Here is a 17,520-nt window from a genome sequence, read left to right on the forward strand (position 1 = left end):
GGCGGGACCCGTTTGGTTCGATCGGGCAGGACAACGAAAAGGGACGGGAGCGCCTGGCGCTCCCGTCCCCTGTTCCGATGGTGCCGGGCCGGACCGGGATCAGGCCGCGGCCACTTCCGACAGGAACTGCTCGACCTCGTGTTTCAGTTCGTCGGTCTTGACCGTGAGTTCGCCGGAGGCGGACAGAACCATGTCGGCGGAGGACGATGTCTGGTCGACGGCCTGGGACAACTGGCTCATGGAGGTGGAAACCGCGCCAGTCCCCTCAGCCGCGCGCTGAACGTTCTGGGAGATCTCCGCGGTGGCGGCACCCTGTTGTTCGACGGCGGAAGCGATTGCCGTGGTGTAGCTGTTGACCTCGGTCATGGTCTCGGCGATCTCGCCGATCGCAACGACCGATTCCTTCGTCGCGTTCTGGATCTCGGTGATCTGCGAGCTGATTTCCTCGGTTGCCTTGGAGGTCTGGGTTGCCAGTTCCTTGACTTCCGCGGCAACGACCGCAAAGCCCTTGCCCGCTTCGCCGGCCCGCGCCGCCTCGATGGTCGCATTCAGCGCCAGGAGGTTGGTCTGTTCGGCAATCGCCTGAATGAGCGTTACGACTTCACCGATCTTGGTGGCCGCTTCCGCAAGACCTTCCACCTTCTGGTTGGTGATCCGCGTGCCGGTGGTTGCCCGGTCGACGATCTCGGTGGTCTGGGCCACCTGACGCGAGATCTCGCCGATCGAGGCCGCCAGCTCTTCCGCCGCGCTCGCGACAGTCTGGACGTTCTGGGTCGTCTCGTTCGAGCTTTCCTGGGTTTCGTTGGCATATCCGGCGCTGTCGCGGGCGATTTCCGTCAGTGCCCGCGCGGTCGAGTCCAGTCCGCCGGCGGTCAGTTCCACCGATCCCAGGGCTTCCTCGGCCGTTGCGCGGAACGACTGGATCAGTCCGTCAATCCGCTGCTGGCGTTCCAGGCGTGCCGCTTCCTCGCGGGTGCTCTGTTCCTGCAGTTGCGCCCGTTCGACGGCATTGTCGCGGAACACCTGAACCGTGCGGCTCATTTCGCCGATTTCGTCGCCCCGGTCGATTCCAGGTATTGCAACTTCATTGTCGCCGTTGGCCAGCCGGTCCATCACGCCGGTGATGGTCCGGATCGGGCGGGTGATGGCAAGGTTCAGGACGACCGCAAGGCCGACGCCACCGGCGATGGCCAGCAGGATCGTGGTGACGATCTGCATTTCCGCAGACGCGGCAGCGGAGGAGGCCGCAGCCGACTGGGAGGCCGAAATGGCGGCGATCTCGTCATTCACCTGACCGGTCAGCGCATCAAGCTGCTGGCGTTTGGCCTGCAGGTCGGCCTGGGCCGTCAGCATTTCCTTGAAGGCCCGGTCGAAAGTGGCGACCGACACGGGAATTTCGTTGATGGCATCCGCCGTGGACGGCAGAACCTTCGCGTAGGACACCAACTCCTCTTCCAGAGCGGCCAGAGCCGCGATCTGGGCTTCGGCGGGCGCGGGGTCATCCAGTCCGAACTGGCCGAAGAGATTGAGGGTTTCCTTTTGTGCCTTGAGCGCGAACTCCTTCAGCATTTCCGCCTTTTCGGCGATCCCGCGGATACTGGCGAGGCGAGTGTTCGCGGTCAGGGCGGTGGCCTTGGATTCGCTCACGGCCGTATTGGCCTGCATGCGGATGTCGCGCGCGATTTCCATCATCGCATCGATGGAGGTGCCGACTGCGGTCCTGGCCTCGTAGGCCTCCGCGAATCCGAGGTCCTCGGAAAGCTTGGCGATTGCCTTGTGCAGCTTGTTGGCCTGTCCGGACAGCTTGGAAACAGACTTGCCCTGGATGCCCTCGATCTGGCGGTAGCGCATTTCCCTGGTCTGGGCGACCAGGTCTTCCGCCGTGCTCAGGGCCGCGGCATGGGCTTCGCCTTCCAGCGAGCCGCTGCCCTTCAGATAGGCGAGCTGAATGGATCCGACGGCTTCCTGGAGCTCGAAGACGCCACGCTGCATGGTGTTCGCGTCATCGAGGGTGCCATTTGCGGTGAAGACCTCGGCGCTGACCTTCTTTTCCTCGGCCAGAACCGCGTCCGAGATGGACGAGGCGAGCGTCTCGAGATTTTCGGCGCTTTCCTGCAGCATGGCAAGACGATCCGCCTGCTGCTGGGTCTGGGTGACGACCTGACCGAAGGTTGCGGAGAACTGGCGGACGGCATCCAGGGCCCGTTCGACCTGCGACTGGGCCACATCGTCATTCGAGACGTCGTGGCTCAGCTCTTCCAGGGTGCCGTTGAGGCGATCGATCTCCTGCTGGACGGCAACGTCGAGTTCAGGCGTGGGATTGTTGAGGTATTCCTCGCGTTTCAGCGATGTCCTCTGAACCTGATTGGCCACTTTGGCCGAATGGTCCGCGACGACAAAAAGCGACGACAGGTTGTGGACCGCCAGGAAACCGACGCCGCCGACAACAGCTGTCAGAAGCAAGATCGCGAAAAATCCGCCACCGACCTTGAAGCCGAACTTCAGGTCCACCAGTAACTTCATAAAACGTTGCATTTCGTCCCCACAGCGCCAAAACAACAGCCTCGATGTTGCCGGACTATCGCGCGGGTCGATGAATATTGGGTAAATTACCTAAGACGTGTCGCCAACTTTTTATAAACCGGCCCTGTCAATACTTCCGGCCTCCTGTCCTGCGCAGGCAATGCCGAATTGCATCGCAGGCCTAAATGTGCTGCCCGCCATTGATGTGTATTTCCGCACCTGTCACGTAGGACGACCTGTCCGAACACAGGTAGTAGATCGTGTCGGCGACTTCCGAAGGCTGACCCAGGCGGCGCAGTGGGATGTCGTCGATCATTTTCTCCGTGCCGGGGGACAGGATCGACGTGTCGATCTCGCCCGGTGCGATCGCATTGACGCGGATACCATGAGGGCCGAAATCGGCTGCCATTTCACGCGAGAGCGATGCAAGGGCGGCCTTCGATGTGGCATAGGCGGTGCCCGCAAAGGGGTGAACCCGCATGCCGGCGATGGAGGTCACGTTGACCACCGAGCCCTTGGCGTTTTTCAGTTCCTTGAACAGGCCCCGTCCCAGAAGTATCGGGGCGAAAAAGTTGACCTGGAAGACTGTCCTCCACTCATGCATGGGCGTGTTGAGGGAGTTGAGGCGTTCGCCTTCGGGCCCTTTCGGGCTGATGCCGGCATTGTTGACCAGCGCATTCAGCCGGGACCCGTTGGCCTCCAGCCGCGTGCGGATTTCCTGAACGGCGAACCCGAGATTTTCCGGATCGGAAAGATCGACCTGAATATGATCCTCCGGGCCCATGGGCCAGGGGCATTTGTCCGAAAACGCGTATCGGGAACAGGTGATCACGCGCCAGCCTTCTGCGGAAAACCGCTTTACGGTCGCATGGCCTATGCCGCGGCTTGCACCTGTCAGCACAAGGGTGGGACGATCATCCTGGGAGGCCTTGCCGGTCATTTCAGATCCTTGCTGGCGTATCCGGGTGGATACGGAAAAAGTTGACTCGGATAGTAGAGTTTCGTTATTGCGCACGAATTCCAGTACGCCAATATGTCCGAATGAAAGGGACGCGGTCCGGAACCTGCGATGATTATATGCTCCTGCAACGTTCTGTCTGACAAGCAGCTTCGCGAAGCGGCGGAAGAAATGCGCGCGGACCCCAACGGTAAACTGCCGACGCCGGGCGCCGTGTTCCGGCATCTGGGATGCCGTCCGAGATGCGGCGGCTGTTTTCCGGCGGTCATTGACATCATTCACCAAAAGGCGTCTGAAGAAGCAAGCGAAAAGGAACCGCTGACCGAGCCGGTCAAGCGGTCTGTCAAACGATAGATTGAAGAGGGCCAAATGAAGGGCGAACCGCGCGTAATCGACTATCTCAACAAGGCCCTTCGCCACGAGCTGACTGCCGTCAACCAGTACTGGCTGCATTCCAGACTGCTGGCGGACTGGGGATTTGGCAAACTGGCGGACAAGGAACTTGAGGAGTCCGCCGAAGAGCGCCAGCATGCGCAGGATCTCATGGACCGGATCATCTTTCTGGAGGGCCTGCCCAACCTGCAGATCCTGGACCCGATGCGAATCGGCCAGTCGGTCAAGGAATGCCTGGAAGGGGATCTCGCGGCCGAATATGTGGCCCGGTCCCTCTATCACGAGGCGCGCGAGGTCTGCCGCGAGCTTGGCGACTACGTCTCCATGCAGCTCTTCGAACAACTGCTGAGCGACGAAGAAAGCCATATCGACTTTCTCGAGAGCGAACTCGGCCTGATCGAACGGATCGGCATCGACAGATATTCTCTTCTTCAGGCCAAATCCGCCGACGCGGCGGAATAGGTCCGGCCCTTGCGGGCCGCCTTTTCAAGCCGGTGAACCTGCCCGCCGGCCGCCAGGCCGTCTTCCTCGTCGTGGGTAACCAGCAGGACGGGCAGTCCCTTTTTCCGCGCCAGGGCGAACACCAGGTCGCGCACCTCCCCCCGGCGCGTGCGGTCGAGGCTGGAAAAGGGCTCGTCCAGCAAGAGTGCGTGCGGTTCGGCAAGCAGCGTGCGCATCAGTGCCACGCGCGTCTGCTGTCCGCCGGACAGCGTTGCCGGATCCCGCGCGCCGAAACCGGCAAGTCCGACATCGGCCAGCGCGCGCTCGGCCAGATCGCGCCGTTCCTGCCGTCGCCTGCATGTTGAAGGCAGGGCGAACATCAGGTTCTGCAGAACGGACATATGCGGAAAGAGCAGGGGAGACTGGAACATCAATCCGATGTGCCGCTCCTGGGCAGGCAGAAGCGTCAGGTCCCGTCCGTTCAGGATCACCCGGCCCTGCGCCCGGAAGTCCGGTTTCAGGAACCCGGCGATGAAGTCCAGCAGGCTGGATTTCCCGCTGCCGCTTTCCCCCATGATCGTCAGCACCGAACCCGGCAGGATCCGGCAATCGATGTCGAGCAGTGGCTGGCCGTCGAGGCGGAGGACGATGTGGTCGAGGACCAGTCCGGATGTGCGGGAGGAAGAAACCATGTCCGGGCGTTACCTTTCCAGGCGCATGGCGGCGCGGTTCCTGAAGGCCAGGGCCGGAACCAGCGCGGCCAGAGTGAACCCGGCGAGCGGGACGGCCAGTTGAAGGAGGGCGTAAAGGGCGGCGATCTGCCGGTTCCCGCCGCTTGCAAGAGCGACGCTTTCCGTCGTGACGGTCACGACCCGCCCCGCGCCGATCATCAGCGTGGGCAGGTACTGTCCGGTGGAAACGGCGGCAGCCACGGCGAAGGTGACCAGAACCGGCCGCAGCAGCAGTGGCAGCTGGACCCGGAAGAAGACCCGTGCCCGGGAGGCGCCGAGAGAACTGGCGGCCTTGGCATAGCGCGGGTCGAGCCGGTTCCAGGGATCGCTCAGGGCCAGGAATGCATAGGGAAAGACGAAGATCAGATGGGCCAGCAGCACGCCCGTCAGCGTACCGCTCAGCCCGGCAATCAGAAAGAACATCTGCAGGCCGAACAGAAAGCCGATCTGGGGCAGCAGGAGGGGCAGGAAGATCAGCACCTTCAGCCGGCCGGTCTCGCGCCTCCCGCGCGCTTCCAGCAGCCAGAGTGCAAGGCCGGTTGCGACCGTGGCGGCGCCGCAGGCAATGATCAGCGTCACTCCGAGGCTCGGACCGCCCGCCCAGAGGGCGTCGAGCATGCGCTCCAGGCTCCATGCCTGGGGCAGGGCGGCGGGGAACCACCACGACCGGGCCAGCGACCACACGCCCAGCAGCGCCATGGAAAGGCTCATGACGGCGAGGATCGTGAGCATCGGCAGGAGAGCGGAGATACGGGCTCCTGCCTCGCGCCCGTGGCGGTGGCCGTTGGCCAGGCGCGGCCGCAGGCAGGCCCCGGCGAGGGCTTCCAGCAGCAGATAGGCCAGCAGTGCGCCGCTGCTGACCAGAAGCTGCAGCAGCGCACCGGCCGAAGCCATGAGGCGCAGGGACAGATTCGGATCGTTCATCCAGCCGACCAGTCGCGGCGCAAGGGGTTGCGGCGTTGTCGGCCCCAGGATCACGGCCACATCGACAACCGATGTGGCATAGGCGATCACCGCCAGGACCGGCAGGCGGATCAGCGGATAGATCTGCGGCAGGACAATCTTGAAGAAGGTGGCCATCCGGCCGTAGCCGAGGCTGGCGCCGGCCTTGAGATACTCCTGGACATGGGGTCTGTTCAGCGCGGCCAGCGTCATCAGGAACAGAAACGGCACCTCCTTGGCCACCAGCCCGAATGTCATGGCAAGACCGAGGGGATCGTGCAGGATCAGAACCTCCGGCGGACGGGTCCAACCCGTCGCCCAGGGCGAGACCAGACGGACCAGAAATCCGGACGGGGCGATCAGGAAGGCAAGCCCGATGGCTGCGGCCGCATGGGGCACCGACAGGAGCGGCGACAGAAACCGTGTCAGCCGCCGGAAGGTATCCGTTCCGGCCCAGGCAGCCGTGAAGACCAGCACGATCGTCAGCGAGATGAGGGAGGCGGCAAGGCCCGTGCCGAACCCGAGCGCGGCCGAGGTCGTCAGGCCCGGCATGGAAACCAGCTTCCGGAAGGGCTCGATCGAGAAGCTGTCGTGGCCAAGGACGGGCAGGTAGCCGAAGGCGGGCAGGACGGTGCCCGCTAGGCCGGCGAGAACCGGCCCGGCCAGCAGGGTGGTGACAAGGACGGTGGCAACGTCCGGAAGGCCGCCGGCTTTTCCCACCTATCGCGAACCGTAACGGGCGCTCCAGGCGTCCTCCAGAGCACTGACCCAGCTGGGGTGCGGCTCCGGCAGCACCGGCCCGAGATCCTGCGGCGAAAGTGCGGCCGGACCCAGATTCTGTGCCTCGAACAGGGCGCGATCGCTTTCCGGCAGGGACGCCACATTCAGCACGGTCGGATCCCCCCAGAATTCCGGGTCACGCTTGCGACTCTGGGCCATTGGGGACAGCAGGAAATTCGCGAAGACCTGCGCGCCCTCCTGGGCGGAGCTGTTGAAGGGGATCGCGACGAAATGCGTGTTGCCGATGGTTCCGCCGTCCGGCACGAAGCTGCGTACGGTCGGCGGCAGTTCCCCGCTGGCGATCGCGGCGGCGGCGTCGCCCGGATTGAAGGAAAAGGCGATATCCAGTTCTCCGTCCGCCAGCAGGCGGCGCATATGCGCGGCATCCTTCGGGAAGGCCTTGCCCTGATGCCAGAGCACCGGGTTGAGCGCGTCCAGATAGGCGAACAGCGGTGCCGTGACTGTGGCGAAGGCGGTTTCGTCGACGGGCCGCGATAGCAGGGCCGGATCCGGAGCGGTGCTGGCCAGGATCTGTTTCAGGAAGGTGGTTCCGTGGAAATTCGGCGGCTGCGGATAGGTGAAGCGGCCGGGATTGGCCTGCGCGAAGGCAAGCAGCTCCTCCAGCGTCGTCGGCGGCGTTTGCAGCCGGGCGCTGTCATGCATGAAGACCAGCTTGGCCATGCCCCAGGGACTTTCCTGACCGTCCGTCGGCACCGTGAAGTCGATGGCCACGGTCGGCATGTTCTCCACGTCGACATATTGCCAGTTGGGCAGGGTCTGCGCCCAGCCGGGTGCGGCCAGCAGGCCGTTTTCCTTCATGGAGGCGAAATTCTCGCCGTTGATCCAGATGAGGTCCACGGCGCCGCCGCTGTCCTTGCCGACCGATTTTTCGGTCAGGACCTGCGACACCACGCTCGCCGTGTCGCTGACCTTCACATGGACCACGCGCACGCCGTAGTCCCGTTCGACCTCGCGACTGGCCCAGCCGATGAAGGCGTTGATGCGCGGCTCGCCGCCCCAGGCATGGAAATAGACGGTCTGGCCCCGCGCGGCATCCAGCGTTGCCTGCCATTCGGCGGTCGGCGCATTGTTCTGGGCCACGGCTGCAACGGATGCCAGAAAGGTTGCGAGCAGGCCAAGGCTGACGGCGAGCAATCGAGACATGTCTTATCCCCTTCTGTTGGTTTCCCTGTCCCTCGCGCAGGCGGCATCACACGGTCAAGACAATGCTTTGTGAACGGCGGCACTCTCCGTCTCCGGAGGGCGCAGCGGCTTCATCAAGGGCCGTTCACCGGCGTCACACCGGCAGGATATGGGTGTCCTTGATCTCTTCCATGACCGCGTAGGTATGGGTTTCCCGGACACCGGGAAGCGCCAGCACCACATCCGACAGGAACGCACGATAGGCTTCCATGTCCTTCACCCGGCTCTTGACCAGATAGTCGAAGCCGCCCGCCACCATGTGGCACTCCAGGATGTCGCTCGAGCGTTCGACCGCACGCCGGAAGGCATCGAAAATCTCCGGTGACGTCCGCTCCAGCCGGATTTCGACGAACACCAGCAGGCCCCGGTCGACCTTTTTCGGATCCAGGCTGGCGGAGAAATGCTCGATATAGCCTTCCCGCACCAGCCGTTTCATGCGTTCCGCCGTGGCAGTCGCCGAAAGGTTCACCCGTTCGCAAAGGTCCGTGTTGGTGATGCGTCCGTCCATCTGCAGAACTCTCAGAATTTTCCGGTCAACCGCATCAAGCATGGTGAAATTCTCTATTAAGATCTAATTATATGATTAAATAACCCGATTAGTGATGAAAAAACAGCGAAAACAGGATCTGTAATTCGGGTATTCTGCTTGTCTGTGATGTCCGTGCTCTCCCCGAGCCTCGCCATGGTGCTGTTTGGAGCTATTCATGACCGCTGCTGCTACCGCCGTAACAACCGCCGACAAGGCGGATCTGCTTCCCTTCCGGGCTGCCTATGCCCCCGATGACAGGACGCTTGTGGAAGCGCTTCTGAAGGAGGCGACAGGCGATCTCGTGGTGGAGAAACTGATCGACCAGCGCGCACGCGGTTACATCGGCGACATGCGCGCGGTGCAGGTCGGTCTCGGCGGCGTGGAAGACTTCATGCGCGAGTTCGGTCTGACGACCCGGGAGGGCCTGGCGATGATGGTCCTCGCCGAGGCGCTTCTGCGCGTTCCGGACTCCGTCACTGCCGACAAGCTGATCGAGGACAAGCTGGCAGCAGCCCGCTTCGACGATCCCTCCGGCCCCAAGTCGGACACCTGGCTGGTGTCGGCATCCTCCTGGGCCCTTGGCATCACCTCCCGGCTCCTGCATCCGGGCGACACGCCGCAAAGTGTTCTGTCCAGTCTGGTCAAGCGCATGGGAATGCCGACTGTGCGTCTGGCGACCCGCAAGGCCATGCATCTGCTCGGACATCAGTTCGTGCTTGGCGAGACCATCCAGAAGGCGCTCGAGCGTGCCAGGACCCAGGAAGGCAAGGGATACCGCTATTCCTACGACATGCTCGGGGAAGGCGCGCGCACCGCTGCCGATGCCGAGCGCTATTTCCAGTCCTACGCCAGGGCCATCGAGGCGATCGGCAAGGCCGCTGGCGACAAGCCGCTGCCCGACCGGCCGGGCATTTCGGTCAAGCTCTCCGCCCTTCATCCGCGCTATCAGGCGGTCCAGGGCGAGCGGGTGCGCGACGAACTGCTGCCGAAACTGCGCGAACTGGCGCAGATGGCCAGGGACCGCAACCTCAACTTCACCATCGACGCCGAGGAAGCCGACCGGCTGGAGATCTCGCTCGACGTCATCGCCGCCCTTCTGGTCGATCCGGTCACCGAGGGCTGGGAGGGGTTCGGCCTGGCAGTGCAGGCCTATCAGAAACGCGCGCCGCAGGTCATCGACTGGCTTGTGGAGGCCGCCCGCAAGACGGGCCGCAGGATGATGGTGCGCCTGGTGAAGGGCGCCTACTGGGATACGGAAATCAAGCACGCCCAGGAAAACGGCACCGAGGGCTATCCGGTCTTCTCCCGCAAGGCGGCGACCGATCTTTCCTATCTGTGCTGCGCGAAGCGCATGCTGGCGGCCCGTGACGTGCTGTATCCGCAATTCGCCACGCATAACGCCCTGACCGTTGCCCAGATCATCGAGCTTTCGGGGAATTCCGCGGAAGGCTACGAATTCCAGCGCCTGCATGGCATGGGGGAAAGCCTCTACAAGTCCGTGTGCGAGCGCGACGGCTTTCCGTGCCGGATCTATGCCCCGGTCGGCGGATACAAGGATCTTCTCGCGTATCTTGTGCGCCGCCTTCTGGAAAACGGTGCCAACTCCTCTTTCGTGACGATCGTCGGCGATGCCTCCGTTCCTGTCGAGGCCATGCTGAAACGGCCTGCCGAGATCCTCGAAAACGGCTTTCATGCGACCAACCGCTCCATTCCCCTGCCTGCGGATCTTTACGGAGAGAGCCGCCGCAATTCCAGGGGGCTGGAATTCGGCTGTGCCGCGGAGCGCAACGCGCTGGTCGCCGGCATGGCCGGTTTCACCGCGCCCTTCACCGAGGCCGGTCCCCTTGGTGCGGGACTGGCCGGAACAGGCGATGCCCATCCGGTCTTCGCGCCGATGGACGGCACCACGCAGGTCGGCACGGTGCGCTTTGCGGATACGCAGACCGCACACACGGCCGTGGAGGTTGCCCGCAAGGGCTTCGAATCCTGGTCGCGCAGGCCGGTCGAGGAACGGGCCGCCGCCCTCGACCAACTCGGCGACCTTCTGGAGGAAAACCGCGACCGGCTGATGGCCATCCTGGCGATGGAGGGCGGCAAATGCCTGACGGACGGCATCGCCGAGATCCGCGAAGCGGTCGACTTCTGCCGGTATTACGCCAATGAAGCCCGCACGCTTTTCGGCGAAGGCCATCTGATGCCCGGACCGACCGGAGAGGAAAACCGCTACCGCCATCGCGGCCGCGGGGTTTTCGTATGTATCTCTCCCTGGAATTTTCCTCTGGCGATCTTTCTCGGACAGATCAGCGCGGCGCTGGTCGCCGGCAACGCCGTGGTTGCCAAGCCCGCCGAGCAGACGCCCCTGATTGCCTTCGAGGCGGCCAGGCTGATGCATCAGGCAGGCATTCCCGAGGATGCCTTCCTGCTGGTGCCCGGTGAAGGCGATATCGGCGCGGCGCTCACCTCTCACCCGGCCGTGGCCGGAGTCGCCTTTACCGGTTCGACGGAGACCGCCTGGGCGATCAACCGTACGCTTGCGGCGAAGAACGGGCCCATCGTGCCGCTGATCGCCGAAACCGGCGGCATCAACGCCATGCTGGTCGATGCGACGGCCCTGCCGGAACAGGTCTGCGACGACGTCATGATGTCCGCCTTCCGGTCCGCCGGGCAGCGCTGCTCGGCCCTGCGGCTGCTCTATGTGCAGGAAGACGTCGCCGACGTCCTGCTGCGGATGCTGGAAGGCGCCGCGAAGGAACTGGTCCTGGGCGACCCGCGCCTGCCCGCCACCGACATCGGCCCGGTCATCGACGAGGAAGCCCGTGACGGGATCATTGCCCATGTCGATGACATGCGGGAAAGCCAGACCCTGCGCTATGCCGGGGACACGCCTAGGGGGCCGCTTGCCAACGGGTCCTGGGTGGCGCCGCATATCATCGAACTGGACGAAGCCGGGGCTTTGACGCGGGAAGTCTTCGGGCCGGTCCTGCATGTGGTGCGCTACAAGGCGAAGGACATCGACAAGGTGCTCGATCAGATCGCCGCCACCGGCTACGGCCTGACGCTCGGCGTCCACAGCCGTATCGATGCGACCGTGAAGAAGGTTGTCGACCGGCTGTCCGTCGGCAATGTCTATGTCAACCGCAACACCATCGGCGCGGTCGTCGGCACCCAGCCCTTCGGCGGCTCCGGCCTGTCCGGCACCGGCCCCAAGGCCGGCGGCCCGGCCTATCTGACACGCTTCGCGCTGGAACAGGTGGTCTCCATCAATACGGCCGCCGCCGGAGGCAACGCCAGTCTGGTGGCTGCGTCCGACGATTGAGGCACGCACTTCGGTTCACCGATGCCTTCGGCGGTCCTGCCATCCTCCCCGTGCCGTCCCGGAGCTGATTCGGGACCTGCAAGGCACGGGGGCGGGCTCGGCTAAGGCCGGCGCGGCCATTTCGTCTTGATTCATGATTTCATACCCTGGCTCCCTCGCGGCTTCACCCGCCGTGTCGCCTCCGCTACTGTCGGGTCATCCGGCCAGGGATGTTTCGGATAGCGGCCCTTCATGTCGGCCTTGACGTCCGCCCAGGATCCCGCCCAGAAACCGGGCAGGTCTTTTGTGATCTGGATAGGGCGCTGAGCGGGGGAGAGCAGTTCCAGGATCAGCGGCAAGCGGCCGCCGCAGACGCTCGGATGGTCCTTGAGGCCGAAGAGTTCCTGCACGCGGATCGACAGGGTCGGCCCGGCCGCCGCGCCGTAGTCGATCGGCACCCGGCTTCCTGTCGGGGCGGTGAAGTGGGACGGGGCGAGCGTGTCGAGCTGCGCGCTGGCGTCATAGGGCAGAAGGGCCGACAAGGCAGTTCCGAGCAGACCGGTATCAATGGCCGTGACACTGGTGCAGCCCGCCAGAAAGGGCTGGAGCCAGGTTTCCAGAGTGTCCCCGAGCGTGCCGTCGGACAGATCCGGCAAATCCGCGCCGCCGTTGTCACGGACATAGGCGACACGCCTGCGCAAGCGCTCCTGGTCCTTGCTCCACGGAAGTCTTGCAACGCCGCGGCGGCGGATTTCCGCAATGAGGGCCCGTGCTATGGCCTCCGGATCCGCCGCCTTGACCGCGACGGCCTGAAGTTCGACGGCCTTGTAGCGCCGCACGCGCCGCGCCTTGAGCGCGCCGTCGCCGGTGACCTGAACCTCCTCTTCCTCGACGATGCCGGCGGCGAAAAGCTCTTCAATCTCGTCTCGCGTGATCGGGGCGCACAGCTGTATGCGGCCGCTGGCCGCCTTGCCCTGGATATCGGCCACCGTCAGGAACGGCTCTGCCGCGAGTCCATGCGCCGGATCCAGTTCCGCTCCCCGGCCGTTGGCGAGGCGGAAGCGCCCGGTCTGGCCGCGCGCCTGCGCCATGCGGTCCGGATAGGCAAGCGCCAGCAGCATGCCGGCGCTTTCGATATCGATATCGCCTCCGGAGCCTCCGGCCTGTTTCAGCCAGCGTTCGGCAAGGAGGCGGCCGTCTTTCGCCCGCTGGCTCCTGTCATGGCGAAGGGAGCGGAGGCGCGCGCGGACGTCCGGATCGCGCCCGCCAAGGCCGGGTTCGGACAGGAGGAGGGCGATCAGCGCGGCGGTCGGGCCGAGACCGCGTGCCGCGCCCTCAAGCACCATATGCGCGAGCCTCGGATGCAGCGGCAGGTTGGCGAGAGCCTTGCCCTGCTCCGTCAGCCGGCCGGCCGCATCGAGGGCCTGCAGGTCGCGCAGCAGCGCGCTGGCTTCCGCCCATGCGGCGCGCGGCGGCGGATCGGCGAAGGCGAGACTGTCCGGGTCGGAGGTTCCCCAGGCGGCCAGATCCAGAACGAGGCCCGAGAGGTCGGCTTCCAGGATTTCCGGCGTTTCCGATTGCGGCAGGGCGGCACTCTGGGCTTCGTCCCACAGCCGGTAGCACACGCCGGCTTCGGTCCGGCCCGCGCGGCCGCGCCGCTGGTCGGCGGAGGCGCGGGACACGCGCACGGTTTCAAGCCGGGTGAGGCCGGTCTGCGGCTCGTATCGCGGCACGCGCGCCAGGCCGCTGTCGATGACCACCCTGACGCCTTCGATGGTCAGCGAGGTCTGGGCGATGGCACTTGCGAGCACGATCTTTCGTGTTCCTGCCCGGGCGGGGCGGATTGCCTCGTCCTGCGCCCTTGCGTCGAGCCCGCCGTAAAGGGGCGCGATGTGACATCCGGCAGGCAGCTTTCCGGCAAGCAGATCCGCGGTGCGGCGGATCTCGCCCTGGCCCGGCAGGAAAACCAGAAGGGAGCCGGGTTCTTCCGCGAGAGCCTTGTGAACGGCGCGGGTCACCTGCGGTTCGATGCGCTCGTTGGGCGTCCGGCCGAGATAGCGTGTTTCGACGGGAAAACTCCGCCCCCTGCTTTCGATCACCGGGGCATCGCCCAGCAGTTTCGAAATGCCGGCGGCATCCAGGGTCGCGGACATCGGCAGAAGGCGCAGATCTTCGCGCAGGGCCGATTGCACATCGAGCGCGAGCGCCAAGCCGAGATCGCCGTCCAGCGTGCGTTCATGGAATTCGTCGAACAGGACGGCGGCAACGCCGGTCAGCTCCGGGTCGTCCAGAATGAGCCGCGTGAACACGCCTTCGGTGATGACCTCGATCCGGGTCCGGGCGCTGACCCTGCTTTCCATGCGCACCCGGTAACCGACGGTATCGCCTGCGCGTTCGCCCAGCTCTCCGGCCATGCGCCGGGCTGCGGCCCGGGCGGCAAGACGCCTGGGTTCCAGCACCAGGATTTTCCCGTCCTGCCGCCAGGGGGCGCCGAGCAACGCCAGCGGCACCCGCGTGGTCTTGCCGGCGCCCGGTTCGGCCACCAGAACCGCGTTGGGGGTGCGCTCCAGCGTGTCGGTGAGCTCGCCGAGGACGCTGTCAATCGGCAGGGGGGCCGCGAAAGCGGGAACGCTCACCATCGCATCAGGTCTGCGCGGCGGCACTTCTCCAGTGCCGGCCCTGCATGTCGACGGCAAAGGCATGCGGGGTCTTGGCGAAGGAGACCAGACCTTCCAGCGCCGGGTTCGGGTGGCGGACGATGAAGGTCGGGATCGTGGCCATCAGCGCCTCATGCGGTGCTTTCGCCTCGAAGGCGGCCCGGAAGCCGCCGTCGGTCAGGAAACGGGTGATCCTGGGCGTGATGCCGCCGGTCAGATAGACGCCGCCGCGGGCCAGGACTGTCAGCGCGAAATCCCCGGCAACCCGTCCGAGGCAGCGGGCGAAGACCTCCAGGGTTCTGACCGCGACCGGATCGTTGTCATGCGCGGCGGCGGTGATGCTGGAGGGCGTTTCGAAGGCGGGTTCGCTGCGCATCTGGAGAGCGACCGCCCGGGCCAGGCGCGGCAGGCCGGTTCCGCTCAGAAGCTGCTCGGCGCCGAGACGGCCGCCGACTCTTTCAATATGCGGCCAGATCTCGAAATCCTCGGGCGTGACCGGTCCCAGTTCCACATGCCCGCCTTCTCCGGGCACCGGGACCCATGTATCGGCGGCGTGAATCATTGCAGCAGCGCCCAGACCCGTGCCCGGGCCGAGCACGAATTTTGCGGTGGCATCGTGAATGGTGCCCGGTCCGATCTGCTCGACATCGCCGCCGCTGTAGGCGGGAAGCGCAAGCGCCTGGGCTTCGAAATCGTTCAGCACGACGACTTCATGCAGGCCGAGGTCGGTGATCATCTTCAGCGGTTCGATCACCCAGGCTGCGTTGGTCAGCGGAATGACGTCGCCGGTCACCGGGCCGGCCACGGCGATGATCGCGGTTCTGGGGGCCAGATTCGTTCCCTTCAGGACCGCCTTGCGGATCGCCGCTGAAATGTCGCTGTGATCGGAGGTTGACGTCTTTCCGCACATGCGGATCGGCGCATCCGGGCCGTCCACCAGGGCAAAGCGGGCGTTGGTGCCGCCGATGTCGGCCACCAGAACAGGGTAGGCGAAGGACTTTGGAGTTGTCTGAAATCTCATGATGTAAAGGCGCCCACTTCCGGAGTCCCGGAGGTTGTCTTGAGGCCGGTGAGGCGGGCGGACCGCAGAAGGATATCGGCCGTGGAGGGGTTCAGCGCCATCGGCATGTCATAGACCACCGCCAGACGCGTGAGGGCCTTGACGTCCACATCATGAGGCATAGGGGACAGGGGGTCGACGAAGAAGATCAGCCCCTGGAGCTTGCCTTCCGCGATCATCGCGCCGATCTGCTGGTCGCCGCCGAGCGGGCCGCTTTTCAGCCGGGTGATACCGAGCGCTGGGCAGGCCTCGAGAATGCGTCCGCCGGTCGTGCCGGTTCCCACAAGGTTGAAATCGCTCAGTTTATCCTGGTGCCGCCGGGCGAATTCGACCATGGCATCCTTTTTGGCGTCATGTGCGACGAGCGCAAGGGTGGGTTTGGAAGGCATCAAGGATCCTCTTTTCGCAAAGGCAAAGGGGCCGCATGTGTTTAGCCGCTCAAAGCGCTTTAGGCAAAGGAAGATGGGAGGAATTTCGCAAAATCACGGGAGCAGGGGCCCGTGTCGGCCAAAAGAAAGGTCCGGAGAGTCCCGCGTGCATGGGGAAAATGCCGCGCTCCGCTGCGGAACGCGGCAGGAAAATCAAGGAGAAGGCGTTGGTTTCAGTCGAACAGATTGCAGCGGACCGGTTCGCGGCCGGCAACCTTGTGGAGCCGGGCGTGGTCTTGCGGCAGCGTCAGTCCGGCAATTTCCATGACCAGTTTCATGCGGATCGCGTCGGCAAAGCCCTCCTGCGACCGCACCGGGATGGCGAAGGACCCGGGGCCGCCGATGACGCAATCCTCGTAATAATGGTCGAGGTTGAGCATGGCCTGCCAGGTGTTCTTGTTCGATTTCATCATCAGCGGCAGACCGTTGATGGTCACGCCCGTGGCGATCATGCGGTCCCGCATTTCCGTGACCGATCCGCCCTGGTTGTTCGGTCCGTCTCCGGAAATGTCGATGACCTGACGAAGGCCCATGTACTGGTTGCCCTGCACCAGTTGAACGGATTTCTCCAGTGCTGAGGCGATCGAGGTTCGCTGGACCTGCCGGAGCGGAGCCTCTGCGATCTTGGAAGCAAAATGGGCTGCTGTGCCCGCGTCCCGGATCACGGTCCAGTCGGCGACGATGAAATGCTCGTCCACGCCGCCCCATTCCATGTAGGTCACAGCGACCCGGCCGATCGGACCGACCTGGATGGCATCGAGGAATTCCCGGGAAGTCAGGGCGGCAATATAGCCGGCGCGCTGGACTTCCTGTTCTTCCGTATCCATGGACTGGGAGATATCGACGGCCAGGACGAGCTCGACATCCACTTCGCTGTCCGGGTCATAGGTATATTGTGAAGAGGCAATGGGAACCGGGCGGTAGTCCCGCGCGGTCGAAGGTGCGGTGACAAGAACAACCGCACAGAAGAGGGTCAGTAATTTCGCAAACGCGAGCGCACACAGTTTCGTTATCTCGAGACGCATTGTTTTTCTCCTTAACGTCAGCCTTGCGGCTGGGCTGCTACGTCTCCCCATGATATTTTCTTGTTGTATTTCTTTGCTTGTCGTTCCTTGTGAAACTTACGTAGGTCGTCGGAATGAATTGGTTCAGGTTGCAGGTTTACTTTGCAATCCACATGCCAACCGTAGTCGAAAAAAATTAACCGGCAAAATCAAATGCGCACGCAGTGCATGTTATTCACAGATAGGAATTTTTTACCGGTTTGTTAGGCAGAAATTGCCGGTTTTGGCCGTTTTGCGGGACTTGTCCGGCAGAAAGTGCCGGTTTCGCTCACGCAATAAGCAAGAGGCAGAGTTGCCTGAAAATGCGCCACTTGTGCGAAAAATCGGCAGTTTTTTAGGTTGACGCCGACCGTGCGGCTGGTCATGATCTGAAGAAATTCTCAGTTGGTGAATATTTTTTCGGGCGCTTCCCTGTGGCGGTGTCCGGCAAAACAAATCGCTTCAAAAGCGAAGCGGGACGCGGGCAGGCGGTTGTCGGAGAACGGACCTGTCTGCCTGTCTGGGGCGCAATGATCC

General features: G+C 64.0%; 13 protein-coding genes. 3 read left to right on the plus strand and 10 right to left on the minus strand.

Features of this window, described 5'->3' with window-relative positions; all coding sequences use genetic code 11:
• Positions 1-99: 99 nt before the first annotated feature.
• Both DCO57_RS18215 and DCO57_RS18220 read right to left on the minus strand, forming a co-directional pair.
• Positions 100-2,535: a HAMP domain-containing methyl-accepting chemotaxis protein gene (locus tag DCO57_RS18215; protein WP_116700337.1), complete on the minus strand. Its 2,436-nt coding sequence runs from the start codon at positions 2,533-2,535 to the stop codon at positions 100-102.
• A gap of 169 nt (positions 2,536-2,704) precedes the next feature.
• Positions 2,705-3,463 (minus strand): SDR family oxidoreductase, encoded by a 759-nt coding sequence (locus tag DCO57_RS18220; RefSeq protein WP_116700338.1) that lies wholly within the window; start codon positions 3,461-3,463, stop codon positions 2,705-2,707.
• Positions 3,464-3,592: 129 nt separating this feature from the next.
• On the opposite strand from DCO57_RS18220, the gene DCO57_RS18225 reads away from it, so the two are divergent.
• Both DCO57_RS18225 and bfr read left to right on the plus strand, forming a co-directional pair.
• Positions 3,593-3,835 carry a (2Fe-2S)-binding protein gene (locus DCO57_RS18225; RefSeq protein WP_116700339.1) on the plus strand — a complete coding sequence of 81 codons (243 nt, stop codon included), beginning with the start codon at positions 3,593-3,595 and terminating at the stop codon, positions 3,833-3,835.
• A 15-nt stretch (positions 3,836-3,850) separates the two neighbouring features.
• Positions 3,851-4,336 carry a bacterioferritin gene (bfr, locus tag DCO57_RS18230; RefSeq protein WP_116700340.1) on the plus strand — a complete coding sequence of 162 codons (486 nt, stop codon included), beginning with the start codon at positions 3,851-3,853 and terminating at the stop codon, positions 4,334-4,336.
• On the opposite strand, the gene DCO57_RS18235 is transcribed toward bfr, so the two are convergent.
• From DCO57_RS18235 to DCO57_RS18250, 4 genes are all read right to left on the minus strand, one after another.
• Positions 4,306-5,007, minus strand: coding sequence for an ATP-binding cassette domain-containing protein (locus DCO57_RS18235; protein ID WP_116700341.1), 702 nt, complete (start codon positions 5,005-5,007; stop codon positions 4,306-4,308). The genes bfr and DCO57_RS18235 overlap by 31 nt on opposite strands.
• A gap of 9 nt (positions 5,008-5,016) precedes the next feature.
• On the minus strand, positions 5,017-6,708 hold the full coding sequence (locus tag DCO57_RS18240; protein ID WP_116700342.1) for an ABC transporter permease subunit: 1,692 nt from the start codon (positions 6,706-6,708) through the stop codon (positions 5,017-5,019).
• Entirely contained in the window at positions 6,709-7,932 is a 1,224-nt protein-coding gene (locus DCO57_RS18245; RefSeq protein ID WP_116700343.1) for an ABC transporter substrate-binding protein, read from the minus strand.
• Between the two features lie 133 nt (positions 7,933-8,065).
• A complete protein-coding gene (locus DCO57_RS18250) occupies positions 8,066-8,521 on the minus strand; it encodes an Lrp/AsnC ligand binding domain-containing protein (protein WP_116700344.1) in 456 nt (151 codons plus the stop codon).
• Positions 8,522-8,675: 154 nt separating this feature from the next.
• On the opposite strand from DCO57_RS18250, the gene putA reads away from it, so the two are divergent.
• Positions 8,676-11,816: a bifunctional proline dehydrogenase/L-glutamate gamma-semialdehyde dehydrogenase PutA gene (gene putA, locus DCO57_RS18255; RefSeq protein WP_116700345.1), complete on the plus strand. Its 3,141-nt coding sequence runs from the start codon at positions 8,676-8,678 to the stop codon at positions 11,814-11,816.
• Between the two features lie 131 nt (positions 11,817-11,947).
• On the opposite strand, the gene hrpB is transcribed toward putA, so the two are convergent.
• The 4 genes from hrpB to DCO57_RS18275 all read right to left on the minus strand — a co-directional run bounded on the left by hrpB (position 11,948) and on the right by DCO57_RS18275 (position 16,965).
• Positions 11,948-14,434 carry an ATP-dependent helicase HrpB gene (gene hrpB, locus DCO57_RS18260; RefSeq protein ID WP_116700346.1) on the minus strand — a complete coding sequence of 829 codons (2,487 nt, stop codon included), beginning with the start codon at positions 14,432-14,434 and terminating at the stop codon, positions 11,948-11,950.
• A gap of 4 nt (positions 14,435-14,438) precedes the next feature.
• On the minus strand, positions 14,439-15,473 hold the full coding sequence (glk, locus tag DCO57_RS18265; RefSeq protein ID WP_116700347.1) for a glucokinase: 1,035 nt from the start codon (positions 15,471-15,473) through the stop codon (positions 14,439-14,441).
• Positions 15,470-15,901: a methylglyoxal synthase gene (locus DCO57_RS18270; protein ID WP_116700348.1), complete on the minus strand. Its 432-nt coding sequence runs from the start codon at positions 15,899-15,901 to the stop codon at positions 15,470-15,472. Before DCO57_RS18270 ends, glk begins: the two co-directional genes overlap by 4 nt.
• Before the next feature lie 212 nt (positions 15,902-16,113).
• On the minus strand, positions 16,114-16,965 hold the full coding sequence (locus tag DCO57_RS18275; RefSeq protein ID WP_116700349.1) for a DUF1194 domain-containing protein: 852 nt from the start codon (positions 16,963-16,965) through the stop codon (positions 16,114-16,116).
• Between the last annotated feature and the right edge of the window lie 555 nt (positions 16,966-17,520).

Source organism: Labrenzia sp. 011, assembly GCF_003075075.1.
Lineage (GTDB): Bacteria > Pseudomonadota > Alphaproteobacteria > Rhizobiales > Stappiaceae > Roseibium.